We start from the raw sequence: 14670 nt of genomic DNA on the forward strand, positions 1-14670 counted from the left end.
CCATTTTTGACTGTTCCATCCGCTTCTATCTGGCTTCATGACAATCTTCTGAAACAAACAAGGATGGAGTTTATCAAATTGAAGAAGTAATTATTTATTAAGCTTCTTGTAATTTTTATGATTCACCACGGTTAACACTGGTTCCCCTGCCTTTGTTTTCATTCCGAGTTCTACAATAACTGAATTATCACGGACTTGTATAACTTTAGCCTTTTTCCCTTTGTATTCTCCTGTTTTGATCTCGACCAATTGATCTAACTGTACATCTACAAGGCTTTCTTTTTCCTTCCCGCTCTCATTTTTTGATTTTTCTTCTGCCATATCCTGTACCTCCACTTCGGTTTCGTTTTTAGTATTACCAAGATATGGGCACAACATTAAGTCTTTATAAAAAATTACTTTACCCTCAGTATTTCCATTTCAATAACCCGTTTCAAATACTCATATTCTTTTTGCTCAAGAATGTCTATTTCCTTGTTCGTTGCTTTTAAAATTTGATCGCGGCATTTGGCTATTCGTTGGATCATCGGGAAAATGGTTAGACTTGAGAGGTTCACAAAGTCATATAAATCAGCCAAACAAACCGGCAGTTTGTAGCCTTTATTGCTGCTCGCAATCAGCAACCCCTGATCACGAAGCTTCGAGACGATGTTAGAGCGAAAATTATGTGGGTTCAACTCGATATTGCGTATAGCATTGAGATTATTTAATATTTCCTGTGTGTAAACATATTCATCTGGATTTTCTTTCAGATTAAATAGTAAAAACTTTAAAAAATCAATGCGAAGTTTTTCATCCTCATCGTCACTTTTTCGATACTTATCAATGTATTGATAAGCTAAGTTGACTGCCTGTTTGATGATTACCTCGTCATTCTTAATGTCAGCAGAGTCTACCTTGTAATCATAGAGAAAATTCCGATAGTCATGGGGCCATAAATTGATTCGGACAATTTGAGGTTTGATGATTTTATAAAATGTTTGATAATATTTTGAAAGATTTCGGTCATACCCTATTGCCAGTGTTCGTGCAATCCATTCTGACAATTTGACAAGAATATCTGATTTCGTGTTATTGAATCCGAAGCTTGAATAATTAAATAGGTCAGGTATACATTCTTGTTTTACATAATTGATATACGCCTTCATAAACTCTTTCGGTTCCTGGTCGTCCGAAATAATATCAAGCTTTTCAAATGTATTCGATAAATCTTCGAGGACCTTGCGTGTTAAATATTTTATAAACGTATTTTTGTAGGTGACTCCACTGTTGTCTCTTATTTTCTGCTTATCGATCACATATGCATATATTTTAAAAGGTAATTCCTTCATTTCATTCAAAATTTGCAGCATAAGATCTGGTTGATTTTTTATGTAACTAAAATGGTTGTCTTCTTTTTGAATATATTTTTTCCATATCCTTTCAATTTCCCCTTCTAACCCTTCTTTATCGGAATCTTTTACTAGAATAGCCGTAATGATAAAGTGGGTTGAGACGTCACTGTTGTCAAAATCAAAACCATAATCACCATACTCATTGAAAAATGCATATTGGATATCGTACAACTTTCCCACCTCAATTGTCGATTAATTATTATCTAAATAGTTCGACAAATGGAAAGCAAACCCTCTAAAAGTTACTTTTTTCCTTAAACAAATAAAGAAAATTCGGGTGGTGCCAGGCACCACCCGAATTTTCTTGTTTCACATAGTCCACGGGATTATAAATTTTTAACCATGTTATACCACGTAACTCCGGCATGCTGGGAGTCCGAGGTTCCTAGGTTTCGGTATCCATGATTTAGATAGAAGACAATTAGTTCTTCTTTACAGGTAAGGGTGATTGTTTCGCGATTTTTTTCTTTTGCAGCTTTTTCAATATGAGCAAGGAGTGCCGCTGCCACCCCACGTGTTTGAAAATGTGGTGTTACCGCTATCCCAAGGATACTTTGATGGCCCCCCGTTTCTGGGTTTACCTTTAGATCCTTAAATAAGTCATCCGTAATGAAGGGGGTTTTAATAACCGGTCCATTAACAAAACCAATGACCACCCCATTTTCTTCCGCAACAAAAAAACTATCAGGGATCACTTTAATCCTCATTTCAAATGCTTCCTTTGTTGCCGCCTCTTCTTGAGGAAAACAAAGCTGTTCAATGATTACAATATCAGATAAGTCCTGCTCTTTTACGTTTCGAATATTCAACATGCCTAATCTTCCCTCCATCATCAATCTATTTAAGTTTAACACATGGAAGATAATATTTTCTTAAGAATGTCGAAAAATTGAAAAGTATTTATACAAGATTAAGAAATTAGAAATGATAAATATAAAAATCTAGTAAAATAAAACATTATTAAAAGTTGACAAAATGATTTGACATATCTGACCAGCGTGTTAATATAATAATTGCAGGAAAACATTACAAATGAATAAATAAAGCTATTCCGCTAGAGGTGCCTTTTTAAAGGGCTGAGATTGAAGTGCTACTTCGGGACTCTATGAACCTGATCTGGTTAAAACCAGCGTAGGGAAGTGGAAAATAGGATATTTGAGTAACCAAAAAATTGTTTATTTCAAATTTTCAAAAACCACTTCCTTACAAATCGGAAGTGGTTTTTTTCATTTCAACGGAATCTTCTAAAGGGGTGACTTATATTTCAAAGGAATTCCATCTTATTTCAAATGGTCAAATGCCAATTGAGCAGTTTGCTGAAATTGTCACAGATATCCAGCCATACATAACTGCGATTCACCTGCGAGAAAAAATAATAACAGCCAGAGAACTTTTTGATGCAGTCGAATTTTTAACAAAGAAAAACATCCCTTTGTCAAAAATAATCCTTAATGATCGGGTGGATGTGGCCTCAGTGACAGGAGTAGCGGGAGTTCAATTAGCTTATCACAGTTTAGATGCAGGCATTGTAAAAGATAATTTCCAACAACTTCGGGTAGGAAGCTCCATCCACTCTTTTGAGGATGGACTAAAGGCGATAAGGGATCATGCCGATTACGTGCTGTTCGGACATGTCTACCCTTCTCATTCAAAACCTGGAAAAATCCCTAAAGGTCTTGAGGAATTAAAAAAGGTATCTCAATTAAACATCCCGGTTATTGCAATTGGCGGTATCAGACCAGAAAATACTTATCAAGTTCTTCAGGCAGGTGCAACCGGTATTGCGGTTATATCGGGAGTGTTAGATGCAAAGGATCCAGTAGCAGCGGTAAAGTCTTACGCAAATGAACTAAAAAATGGAGATGAATCAATTGTGTCATTCATATGATGTTGCCATCATCGGCGGCGGAATTAACGGTGCTTCCATCGCCTATCAACTTTCCAAACTGGGTAAAAAAGTCATTATTTTAGAAAAAGAACGATTAGCTTGCCAGGCTTCGAGTGCGGCCGCGGGGATGCTGGCAGCCCAAGCGGAAATTGAACAAGAAGGTCCCCTCTTCCATCTGGCAATAAAAAGTCAGGCTATGTTTCCAGAACTTTCAAACGAGTTATTCGGGCTTACAGGAGTCGATATTGAGTTCGTCCAAAAAGGCATGTTAAGAGTCGCAGAAACAGATGAAATTGCAACCGAATTGAAAAAACAGGTCATTTTTCAAAATAATTGGGATTCCAAAATCCAGTGGCTCGACTCATTGGATATAAGAGAAATGGAACCAGCTATTTCACCGAGTGTTGCCGGCGGGATGTATCTCCCAAATGACGGGCATGTTCAACCGGGAAAATTAACTCAAGGCTTTGCAAAAGCCGCTATCCACTATGGAGCAGAAATTCATGAAAATACCGAGGTCCTCTCTTTTCTTTTTGAAAACGGGAAGGTCAAAGGGGTTAAAACAACAAATGGTCTCATACATAGTGAACAAGTGATTGTGGCGACCGGTGCATGGGCAGGAAGATTAATGCAGGAATCCGGCTTGGATCTTCCTGTATACCCTGTTAAAGGTGAATGCTTTTCTGTCAAAACGGAAGAATCTTTAATCAATCGGACGATTTTTTCCGATAAACGCTGTTATCTGGTCCCAAAACGTAATGGAGAAATTTATATTGGAGCAACAATGATAGAAGATACGTTTGATGACAAGGTCACTCCTCAAGGAGTTGCAACATTAATTGAAAGAGCGATCCATCTCGTTCCTCAGATTAAAGATGCTTCATGGGAGCGGGTATGGTGTGGAATCCGCCCGCAGACAGGCGATGGTCTCCCCTATATTGGCGAGCATCCTGAATGGAAGGGTTTATTTGTCGCCGCTGGGCACTTTCGTAATGGAATCTTGTTAAGTCCCATCACTGGAAAACTTGTCGCTGACTTATTAGTCGGAAAACAGGATTCTCTTCTTTCCGCGTTTCAGCTGGAAAGGCACACCGAAACGGTACTTTAAGGTCGGAACAGGAATATTCAGTTCCGACCTCAAAGATACATTATCCTTTTAAAATTTCTAGCAATCGTTCATGAACATTTCCAGCAAAGTGTCCACCATGATAACAAATGACTTTTTCAATGTCATAGCTTAAAAGATTATCAAGTGATTTAATTGCCATTTCATTATCTAAGGCGTATTTCGGATCAGCCGGATATAATTGTCCATCTTTAACAATTAATGCATCCCCGGCAATCAAGGTTTTACTTGCTTGATGGTAAAAACTCAAATGTCCCGGGGTATGTCCAGCCGTGTCGGTGGCAATCACTCCGCCACAGTAAGGTAATTCCTGACCACCTTCGATTACATGGTCTACTTTTGCCTTTGGTGGATTTTCTAATCGAAATTTAAAAGCGCGGCGAAAGTCTTCTGGTACTTCAGGCGGCAGCGACTCCAAGGCTTTCGTAATGGATTCAGGGGTAATCCTTAAAATCATTTTTTCACCTTGAATAAACGGCTTTTCTATCTCGCTCGCATAAACGCCTATTTTTTTCGGGGATTCTTCCAGGATGGCTGGTAAACTGCCGATATGGTCGATATCTTGATGAGTGATGAAGATTTTCGTCAGTCGTTCAAATGAAACGCCTGCTTTTTCAATCCCAACACGCAAATCATTCAAGTTGCCGGGATAACCTGTGTCAATTAAAATTAGGTCTTCTTCATCCCAAATGATGGCTGGGTGGATGACATTTACCTCACCAGTAGAGTTGATGGAGATTTCTAACATGTGAATACCATTTTTCTTAAACATTGGATCCCTCCAGAGAAAATTAATCATCACTGCGAATCCAATATTACATCTTTAAAGTTTTTTTATCAATACGCAAATATTTAATCATAACATAAAAATATTTTTTTGTCAATGTATTTTTCAAAAACAAAGGAGGCTTTACATGAAGCTTTTGATAAATGGCGAAAGGGTTGTGCTCCCCCAAGATCTTGAGTTTGTTTCGGATGTCCTAAGACACTACGAGGTTCACAATAAGGTGGTGGTCGTGGAACTAAATGGTAAAATTTTAACGAAAATGGAACATCAGAGTACTAGAATATCAGATAAAGATAAAATCGAAATTGTTCATTTTGTAGGAGGCGGTTAATATGTTAAAAATTGGTTCATTATCTTTTCATTCTCGTTTATTACTAGGAACAGGAAAGTATCCTAGCTTTGAAATCCAAAAGGAAGCGGTGGAAGTTTCCGAAACAGAAATCCTTACGTTTGCTGTGAGACGAATGAATATTTTTGAAGCAAGCCAACCGAATTTTTTAGAGCAGCTTGATACGAATAAATACAAGCTTCTGCCGAATACTGCAGGAGCGAAAACAGCGGAGGAAGCGGTCCGAATTGCCAAATTAGCTAAAGCTTCCGGCCTATGCGATATGATTAAAGTGGAAGTCATCGGATGTGATCAAACCTTGCTCCCAGACCCGGTTGAAACATTAAAGGCAACAGAAGAGTTGGTAAAGGAAGGGTTTATTGTTCTCCCTTATACTTCCGATGATGTTGTGTTGGCTAGAAAACTGCAAGAGCTGGGATGTCATGCGATTATGCCGGGAGCTTCACCAATCGGATCCGGCCAAGGAATCATCAACCCGGTTAACCTAAGCTTTATTATCGAACAGGCAGTGGTTCCGGTCATTGTCGATGCCGGAATTGGCTCTCCTGCTGATGCGGCTTTGGCAATGGAGCTAGGAGCTGATGGTGTATTATTAAATACCGCTGTATCCGCAGCAAAGGATCCTGTGAAAATGGCAAAGGCTATGAATCTAGCGATTGAGGCTGGGCGCTTAGGCTATGAAGCCGGACGCATTGAGAAAAAGCGATATGCGACGGCCAGCAGCCCTAAGGAAGGAATGAGTATCGGGTGAACGATCGGTACTCACGCCAGGAGCTTTTTGCACCAATCGGAAAAAACGGGCAGCAACGGTTTTCTTCTAAACACGTACTGGTCGTTGGCGCCGGGGCGCTCGGTTCAGGGAGCGCCGAGGCACTTGTTCGTGCCGGAATCGGGAAATTAACGATAGTTGACCGCGATTATGTCGAGTGGTCGAATTTGCAGCGGCAGCAGCTATATACGGAAGAAGATGCAAAAAACCGTACGCCAAAAGCGATTGCAGCTAAAAACCGCTTAACTGCGATTAATTCCTCCGTTTCAATCGAGGCGATTATTGCCGATGCCTCTGTTTCCGAGCTGGAAGACTGGGGTTCAAAGGTAGATCTGATCATCGATGCCACGGATAATTTTGAAACTAGAATGATTTTAAATGACGTATCTCAAAAGTATGGGGTTCCTTGGATTTATGGTGCCTGCGTGGGAAGTTACGGCATTTCTTATACGATTGTTCCGGAACGGACACCTTGCCTTTCTTGTTTACTAGAAACGGTTCCTTTAGGAGGAATGACCTGTGATACAGCTGGCATTATTAGTCCAGCTGTGAACATGGTGGTTTCTAATCAAATCAGTGAAGCTTTAAAAATATTGGTCGGTGATTTGAATTCTTTGCGCAACAAACTCGCTTCGTTTGATGTTTGGAAAAACCAGTATAGTGCTATTTCTGTAGATCTATTGAAGAACGCTGATTGTCCTTCGTGCGGTGTTAGGCGTACCTACCCCTATTTGTCTTTTGAAAACCAAACCAAGACAGCCGTGCTTTGTGGAAGGGATTCAGTTCAAATTCGCCCCTCCTCTCCTATAGTGCGGGATTTGGAGGCTTTGGAGAAGGTATTGATGAATCAAGGAGGAATGGTGCAGCGGAATCCTTATCTATTGTCTTATAGTGTAGATTCTTTTAGAATGGTTGTTTTTAAAGATGGTAGAGTAATTGTACACGGGACGAAGGATGTTGCGGAAGCTAAGGTTCTTTATCATAGGTATTTAGGTTAATTTAACCACTGAAGGACAGTTTCCTTTATTTTTAGTAGATTTTGTCCTTCCACGGGTGCTGGAAGGACAGTTTTCTTTATTTACAGTAGATTTTGTCCTTCGGCGGGTGCTGGAAGGACAGTTTTCTTGTTTTCAATAGATTTTGTCCTTCCACGGGTGCTGGAAGGACAGTTCCGCCTTATTGATACTAAATTTTGTCCTTTCACAGGTGAAATCCTATTTTTCCCCTGTCAAACTAGCCTTCATTTCCTCTACCGACTCAATCTCAAATCCTAAGTCCTGCAACATTTTATAATCCTCATTCTCTTCCTGGCCTGCTGTAGTTAAATAATCACCCACAAAAATCGAATTCGCCGCGTATAAACCTAACGGCTGTAAAGACCTAAGATTGACCTCGCGTCCCCCCGAGATTCGGATCTCTTTCGTTGGATTAATAAAACGAAATAATGCCAGCACCTTTAAACAATATAGCGGTGTTAACTCTTTCACTCCTTGCAGAGGTGTACCATCAATCGCATGTAAAAAATTAACAGGAACTGAATCCGCATCAAGTGCCTTCAGGCTATTCGCCATATCAACAACGTCCTGCTTCGTTTCTCTCATCCCGACAATGACACCCGAACACGGTGACATCCCCGATTCTTTTACCATCTCCACTGTATTAACGCGGTCATCATATGTATGGGAAGTCGTTATGTTTGTATGATTCCTAGCAGATGTATTGATATTATGATTATAACGGTCAACCCCTGCTTCCTTTAGGCGCTGTGCTTGATCGGGTTTCAAAAGCCCCAGGCAGGCACAAACTTTTAACCCGTATGTATCTTTAATTTCCTTAACGGCTTCTACCACATGATCTAGATCCTTATTGGATGGTCCCCGGCCGCTTGCCACAATACAGTATGTTCCTACGTTTAAATCATAGGCACGCTTTGCTCCCTCAAGAATCGTATCTTTATCTACCATTCTATAAGTATTGATGGGTGCAGTCGAAATAGAAGATTGCGAACAATAACCGCAGTTTTCCGGGCATAGTCCCGATTTCGTATTGATAATCATATTTAGTTTTACCTTTTTCCCAAAGTACCGTTTTCTAATTTGAAATGCCGCATGCATCAATAATAATACATCCTCATCCGGACATTCTAAAATTGAAAGAGCCTCTTCATTTGTAACTTCATTCCCCGCTAATACCTGATCCGCAAGCTTCATCCATTTATTCATCCTCTTAACTCCTCTTTGTTTGATTATATGTTAACTTAAATACAATTTTAGTTAACATATTAAATGTTAAAATCATCCAACATATTTGTCAATAGGTTTAATGTCGCATTTGGTAATAAAACGTAATGATAGCTTCCCTTTTGTTCGTATGCATCGGTTTGAAAATTACTCCAGCATAAAAAAAACGTACAGACTATCACTGTACGGTTTTCGTTCATCATTTCACCAGGAACTGAATGGTGGTTATTTTTCTGCTGTTGCAAAATTGCCCATCGATATGGAAATTCGATTCCAGCTGTTGATTTGATTAATCGCCAAAATCAGATCAACATATTCCTTTTCAGCGAAATACTGACGGACACGGTCATACAGTTCGTCTGGTACGCGCAAAGAAGGAATTAATGTTACATGCTCGGTTAATTCCAATGCTGCCTTCTCAGCCTCAGAGTAAAAATCACATTCTCTCCAAGCACTTACACAATATAAGCGCTGTTCTGTCTCCCCGATTTTTCGCGCATCAACTGTATGCATATTAAGACAATAGGCGCATCCGTTAATTTGAGAAGCACGGATTTTAACAAGCTCCATTAATTTTGGATCGATATCCGTTGTATGTAGATACTTCTCCATTTCCAGCATAATTTTAAGTCCTTCCGGTGCAAGCTCATTATACCTTACCCGCTGTTCCATCAATACCATCCTCCTACAAACTTAAGTATTTAATCAATACACAAAAACAATACACCTATATCTTAAAAATAAAAATGATTTAGATCATGATGTTTAAAAATAAATCGACAAAATTCGGGTGGTGACAGGCACCACCCGAATTTTCTTGTTTCACACTATGTTCCACGGATTACATGGAAAGGTTATCGGTTTTTCCCTGTTTTCTTTGGACTAGTAATAGATAAGCGAGCACTGCTCCGCATCCTGCTATGACGATGACTATTCCCATCGGAATTGCTGTATTTCCTCCGCCAATTCCAACTAGAGGAGCAACGATTCCACCGAAGGCTAAGGATGTGACTCCGAGTAATGCAGATGCACTCCCGGCATTGTTTCCTTGGGTTTGCATCGCAAGTGAAAATCCTGCTGTACTTACCATTCCCACACTTGATACTACAAAAAATAAAGGAATCAGAATGAATATTAATTTTGCATGCGCAAGTAATAAGAGGAGTAAAACGATTCCCCCTATCGAAGATGTACCCAAACCAAAAGCCAGCAGTTTCGATTCATGAATTCGTCCTGCCAATCTCCCGGCCGTCTGACTATTAATCATGATGCCTATCGCATTAATTGCAAAAATCAAACTAAACATTTGCGGTGATGCACCATAAATATTTTGCACTACAAAAGGAGATCCCGAAATATAAGCAAACATAGCAGCAAAAACCAAACCCTGCGCTAAAGCATAGCCCATAAAACGGCGATCTAAAATAAGTTTAAGAAAGGTGTGATACGTGTTTTTTACACCGCCGGAAGAGCGCTTTTCCTCCTGAAGAGTTTCAGGCAACCCAAAAAGAACAACAAAAAACATTACGATACCGATTACACTTAAAACAATAAATACTCCCTGCCATGGAACGAATTTTAGCAATTGCGCCCCCGCCACTGGAGCCAGAATTGGAGCAAGGCCGTTTACCAACGCAAGGAGCGCGAAAAACTTTGTTAATTCGCTTCCGGTGTATAAATCACGGACAATTGCTCTTGAAATCACAATTCCAGCAGAGCCCGCCAAGCCCTGGATAAGCCGCAAGATAATTAATCCCCAAATCGATGGGCTAAATACACATAAAAGGGAAGCGATAAAATACGTAATTAATCCAATTAAAAGGGGTTTACGCCGTCCACTTATATCACTTATTGGTCCTGCGAACAGCTGCCCGGAAGCTAGACCAATCACGAAAAAGCTTAAGCTAAGCTGTACAACAGAGGGATTTGATTGAAAATCCTTTGCAATATTAGGTAGTGCAGGTAAATACATATCTATCGATAATGGGCCAAATGCGGCTAGCGAACCAAGCACAATTGCCATCCATACTCTTTTAGATCGGGAAATCCCCTCTGGATTATTTAATGAATAATCTGCCATATGATCCATCATTCCTCCCTTCAGTTCAGTTCGTAAATTTATACCCGCTCATTTCATTATTACGCATCCCTAAATAAATGGGCTTTCTTACATATGTTAGCAGATTTTTTATCATGCTCAAAATAAAAAGGTGCCATACAGCACCCTAATTTTGACAGTATATTGTTCCACGATTCTTTTCTCGCCCACGTCTAATTCGTACCAAATCGAACCATTTTTTTATAGAAGTCTAATCTTTCCTGCGCATTTTCTTGAATGACGATATCGACACCCGTATCAACGATTTTCTTTACATTTTCCCCCTTTATGACTTTTAGGGCTGTTTCAACCGCTAAATGTCCCATATCAAAGGGGTTTTGAGCAACTGTTGCCGATATGGTTCCATCCTCAATATATTTCACCATATCAGGAATTCCATCTGCTCCAATCACCGGCATTACCCGGTCCTCTTCCTTCAATACCTTTATAATCCGATAAGCAAGATTATCATGTGTAGCAATGAATCCTTGAAGATTAGGATTTTCTATCAAAATCTGATTCACTTCTTTTCTTACCATCTTTAAATCATCTGGAACGCCCACTTTTTCCTCTGCGACAATCATCCCTGAATTTTTTAAGGCAATTTTAGCCCCCATTATCCTATCTTTAAAAACTGGAACTGATAGATTCCCAGCGATAATCGCTACCTTATTGCCAGGATGCAGCTCAGAGCTCAATAATGAGCCTGCCTTCTTGCCTAAATCAACGTTATCAGCACCAACATATGCCGTTTTATTCGGCCATGGATTATTTTGATCCATCAATAGAACAGGAATGTGCTTTTCTTTTGTAAACTTATCCAATATCGGAATAATAGAAGAACTAATTGGCGAGACAATTAAAACATCAGGTTTTTCTTGATAGAGTTTCTTTAATATCCGGGCCTGTTCTTCAGCTGATTCCTTATCTGGTCCGACTACTTCACCATTAATACCAAAGTCTTTAAATCCTTGTTCGACACCCGATTTCACAATTTCAAAATATTGTGTGTCTAAATTTTTTAACACTACAACCACTTTCGGTTTATTATATGATTTATAGATTAATCCAATTAGGATGACGGAAATTATAACGATCGTAAGAATAACTACTTTTCCTTTTTTAAACACAAAATCCTTCCCTCTTTTCTGTTTTAAAAACTATGGGTAGTTTAAAAGGAATTTAATTGAAAACGAATCGAGAACGTAGTTCCTTGTTTACCGGTTTTAATATCAATTTCAGCATGGTGGCGTTTGGCTACACTATAACAGATGGCTAAACCCAGGCCTGTTCCCTTTTCCTTTGTAGTAAAGAAAGGTGTCCCTAATTTTTGTAATACTTCCGGGTTGATTCCATGACCTTGATCCTTTATTTCCAAAAAAACGGACTGTTGATCGGTATAGGTTTTTATCGTAAGCTCCCCATTTGATGACATCGCATCAAATCCATTTAATGAAATATTTAAGATCAGCTGGCGAATTTCTTTCTGATCGAGGAAAATATCTGGACAATCATGTAAATCCAGTTTTACCTGTTTACTAGAACGCATAGCTTCCGCTTGAATGAGTGGAAAAATAGCTTTTAAAATCGCATTCAAACTTTGTTTTTTCTTTACACTAACCTTATTTTTCGCTAGGTTAAGAAATTCCGTAATAATGGAATTGGCCCTCGTTAATTCTTCTAACATGATATCGATAATATCCGTTGCTAAGGGGTCTTTGTTATTCCTTGATATTTGTAAAAATCCTTGGACCGTCGTCATCGGATTCCGAATTTCATGGGCAATCCCGGCAGCCATCTCCCCAATTAAATTTAATCGATCTAATCGGGACATCTCTTTTTCCAGTAGTACCCTTTCAGAAATATCGTTCAATACAATCAAAATACATGGCTCAGGGTACACATCTATCATTTCAGTTGATAATAATCCATCGCGTAGATCGCCGGTTTTCGTCCGATAATTTATTTTCTTATTGCGAATCTTTTGATCAATCTGAATTGGGTTCCCCGTTGCTTCCTCAATAAAATTGTTCAAATTTATTTTTTGTTGTTTAAGCTCTTCAAGGGAATAACCTGTATAACTTAACCAGCTAGTATTTACCTCAATAATCATTAAATCTCTTTTGGAGAAAATCGCCATCAAACATGGACTAGCCGCAAAGATTTTTCGAAATCTTTCTTGTGAATGGAATAAATGCTCAGCAATTTTTTTCCGTTCCTCAATCTCGGATTGAAGTTTTTCGTTTGCCTTGATTAGTTCCTCTGTTCGTTTTTCGACGATATATTCCATATTATTGAGCTTCAATCTTTTAACTTCCTCAATCTGCTTTCTTTCTGTTACATCACGAACCGTACATACAAAGATCTGGTGATTTTCAACGGATGTTTCACCAATGAGAATATCCGCATGAAAGTGGCTCCGGTCTTTCCTAATCCCTACAGATTCTATCACTCTACCGACTGATTGTTTTATAGTAGTTAAAAAAGGTATCCGGACATGGTCGTCATCTAACTTATGAAATAGTACAGCAACGTTTTTCCCTATGATATCATCAGCCGTATAACCAAACATTTTTTTTATAGCAGGATTCACGGATAAAACAGAACCTTGTTCATCGAAAGTAACAATCGTATCGACAATGGTTTCTCCAATTACTTTCGATAGTGCCTCAGTCCGGCGTAGATTTAACGTGGTTCGATCTAATTTTCGATTGATTTCCTTCAGCTCATTTGTCCGCTCGCGATTCGTTTGAAGAATGTTTTCTTCATGTTTTTGATGAATTTTTACGAATTGTTCGATTTTCCGTTTTAATGTATCAGGATGAAATGGTTTAAAAACATAATCTATTGCCCCTGCGGCATACCCTTGATGAACATGCTCCTTTTCTTGACTTATTGCTGTAATAAATATTATGGGAATATGTCTCGTTTTTTCTCTGGCTTTAATAAGCTTAGCCGTTTCAAAACCGTTTAGTCCTGGCATTTGTACGTCTAGTAATATAACCGCGAAATCCTGCTTTAGCATACAAATTAACGCTTCTTTTCCCGAGTTAGCACTTACCAAATTATAATTGGGAGAATTCAGGACAGCTTCCAACGCTAAAAGATTTTCTGGATGATCGTCTACCATTAAAATGTTCACTTTATTTGTTGGGTAACTACTTGTTTTTTCGGAATAGTCTTTCTGATCCGTCGAATTCTTCGTAACAGTTTTCATAACTCGTAAACTTTATCCCCTCTCTTTTTCCCAGCCCGAGAAAGCCTGAATGGCTTAAGCTGTTATATAATAATTTATGGACCTCATTTTGCAGAGCTTTATTAAAATAGATGAACACATTCCGACAGATAATAATATCAAACTCGTTAAACGATTGGTCGGTTACTAGATTATGCTGGGCAAATAAGACATTCTTTCTAAGAAAAGCATGGAAAAAAACCTTATCGCTAATAGCCTTGTAATATTCTGAAAATGCCCTCTTTCCGCCCGCCTCCAGATAATTTTTGGTATAGAGCTTCATCACATCTAATGGAAAGGTTCCCTGTTTTGCTTTTTCAAGAATCAGATGGTTTATGTCAGTTGCGTAAATTTTCGTTTTTTCATAAATCCCTTCTTCATGCAAAAGAATCGCCATCGAATAAACCTCTTCTCCTGAAGAACAGCCAACATGCCAAATTCGTATTTCGGGATAATCTTTTATAATCGGGATAATTTTTGTTCGAAAAGACTTAAAAAATGTGGGATCGCGAAACATCTCCGTCACATTGATCGAAAAGTCCGAAAGTAAGCTCAACATCGTCCCAGAGTCACGAAGGACTTTTTCCTGGAGAGCTGAAATACTTGATAGATTCTCCTTGCGAACACGATGGCTAATTCTCCTTTGGACAAAAGGTAAAGCATAATTTCTAAAATCGTACCCATAATAGCGAAAAACAGCCTCAAGCAGTAATTCAATTTCAATATTTTCAATCTCTTCTGATTGCAGAATTGGAGGATTTTTCATAGTATTATTTCAATCCCT

General features: G+C 38.9%; 15 protein-coding genes and 1 riboswitch. Of the genes, 5 read left to right on the forward strand and 10 right to left on the reverse strand.

Features of this window, described 5'->3' with window-relative positions:
* Positions 1–90: 90 nt before the first annotated feature.
* The 3 genes from ACFQZ9_RS04005 to ACFQZ9_RS04015 all read right to left on the reverse strand — a co-directional run bounded on the left by ACFQZ9_RS04005 (position 91) and on the right by ACFQZ9_RS04015 (position 2206).
* Positions 91–321 carry a DUF2187 family protein gene (locus tag ACFQZ9_RS04005; protein WP_498942411.1) on the reverse strand — a complete coding sequence of 77 codons (231 nt, stop codon included), beginning with the start codon at positions 319–321 and terminating at the stop codon, positions 91–93.
* A gap of 74 nt (positions 322–395) precedes the next feature.
* Entirely contained in the window at positions 396–1565 is a 1170-nt protein-coding gene (locus ACFQZ9_RS04010) for a hypothetical protein (RefSeq protein ID WP_498942412.1), read from the reverse strand.
* 155 nt (positions 1566–1720) lie between these two features.
* Positions 1721–2206, reverse strand: coding sequence for a GNAT family N-acetyltransferase (locus ACFQZ9_RS04015; protein WP_498942413.1), 486 nt, complete (start codon positions 2204–2206; stop codon positions 1721–1723).
* A gap of 234 nt (positions 2207–2440) precedes the next feature.
* A riboswitch (TPP riboswitch) is annotated at positions 2441–2549 on the forward strand.
* A 16-nt stretch (positions 2550–2565) separates the two neighbouring features.
* Here ACFQZ9_RS04015 and ACFQZ9_RS04020 point away from each other — a divergent pair.
* Together ACFQZ9_RS04020 and thiO are read left to right on the forward strand one after the other, a co-directional pair.
* Positions 2566–3282, forward strand: a complete 717-nt coding sequence (locus ACFQZ9_RS04020; RefSeq protein WP_498942414.1) for a thiamine phosphate synthase — start codon at positions 2566–2568, stop codon at positions 3280–3282.
* A complete protein-coding gene (gene thiO, locus ACFQZ9_RS04025) occupies positions 3257–4390 on the forward strand; it encodes a glycine oxidase ThiO (protein ID WP_498942601.1) in 1134 nt (377 codons plus the stop codon). The genes ACFQZ9_RS04020 and thiO overlap by 26 nt, the downstream gene beginning before the upstream one ends.
* 40 nt (positions 4391–4430) lie before the next feature.
* Here the strand turns inward: thiO and ACFQZ9_RS04030 are convergent, their stop codons facing one another.
* A complete protein-coding gene (locus ACFQZ9_RS04030; RefSeq protein ID WP_498942415.1) occupies positions 4431–5180 on the reverse strand; it encodes an MBL fold metallo-hydrolase in 750 nt (249 codons plus the stop codon).
* 142 nt (positions 5181–5322) lie between these two features.
* On the opposite strand from ACFQZ9_RS04030, the gene thiS reads away from it, so the two are divergent.
* The 3 genes from thiS to ACFQZ9_RS04045 are packed head-to-tail and all read left to right on the forward strand — an operon-like array spanning position 5323 to position 7311.
* The gene (gene thiS / locus ACFQZ9_RS04035; RefSeq protein WP_498942416.1) at positions 5323–5526 is read left to right on the forward strand and encodes a sulfur carrier protein ThiS; all 204 of its coding nucleotides are present in this window, start codon (positions 5323–5325) and stop codon (positions 5524–5526) included.
* Between the two features lies 1 nt (position 5527).
* On the forward strand, positions 5528–6295 hold the full coding sequence (locus ACFQZ9_RS04040; protein ID WP_498942417.1) for a thiazole synthase: 768 nt from the start codon (positions 5528–5530) through the stop codon (positions 6293–6295).
* Positions 6292–7311, forward strand: coding sequence for a thiazole biosynthesis adenylyltransferase ThiF (locus ACFQZ9_RS04045; RefSeq protein ID WP_498942418.1), 1020 nt, complete (start codon positions 6292–6294; stop codon positions 7309–7311). The genes ACFQZ9_RS04040 and ACFQZ9_RS04045 overlap by 4 nt, the downstream gene beginning before the upstream one ends.
* 216 nt (positions 7312–7527) lie before the next feature.
* Here ACFQZ9_RS04045 and bioB read toward each other — a convergent pair whose 3' ends face one another.
* From bioB to ACFQZ9_RS04075, 6 genes are all read right to left on the reverse strand, one after another.
* Positions 7528–8535, reverse strand: a complete 1008-nt coding sequence (bioB, locus tag ACFQZ9_RS04050; RefSeq protein ID WP_198310022.1) for a biotin synthase BioB — start codon at positions 8533–8535, stop codon at positions 7528–7530.
* 243 nt (positions 8536–8778) lie between these two features.
* Positions 8779–9225: a carboxymuconolactone decarboxylase family protein gene (locus ACFQZ9_RS04055; protein ID WP_498942419.1), complete on the reverse strand. Its 447-nt coding sequence runs from the start codon at positions 9223–9225 to the stop codon at positions 8779–8781.
* A gap of 169 nt (positions 9226–9394) precedes the next feature.
* Complete coding sequence (locus ACFQZ9_RS04060) at positions 9395–10633, reverse strand: multidrug effflux MFS transporter (protein WP_198310186.1); 1239 nt, start codon at positions 10631–10633, stop codon at positions 9395–9397.
* 191 nt (positions 10634–10824) lie between these two features.
* Positions 10825–11781 carry a sugar ABC transporter substrate-binding protein gene (locus tag ACFQZ9_RS04065; protein ID WP_198310020.1) on the reverse strand — a complete coding sequence of 319 codons (957 nt, stop codon included), beginning with the start codon at positions 11779–11781 and terminating at the stop codon, positions 10825–10827.
* Positions 11782–11822: 41 nt separating this feature from the next.
* Positions 11823–13868: a PAS domain S-box protein gene (locus ACFQZ9_RS04070; protein WP_498942420.1), complete on the reverse strand. Its 2046-nt coding sequence runs from the start codon at positions 13866–13868 to the stop codon at positions 11823–11825.
* A complete protein-coding gene (locus ACFQZ9_RS04075; protein WP_498942421.1) occupies positions 13810–14652 on the reverse strand; it encodes a CheR family methyltransferase in 843 nt (280 codons plus the stop codon). The genes ACFQZ9_RS04070 and ACFQZ9_RS04075 overlap by 59 nt, the downstream gene beginning before the upstream one ends.
* Between the last annotated feature and the right edge of the window lie 18 nt (positions 14653–14670).

The sequence above is a fragment of the Neobacillus sp. GCM10027624 genome, from assembly GCF_042675345.1.
Lineage (GTDB): Bacteria > Bacillota > Bacilli > Bacillales > Cytobacillaceae > Neobacillus > Neobacillus cucumis_D.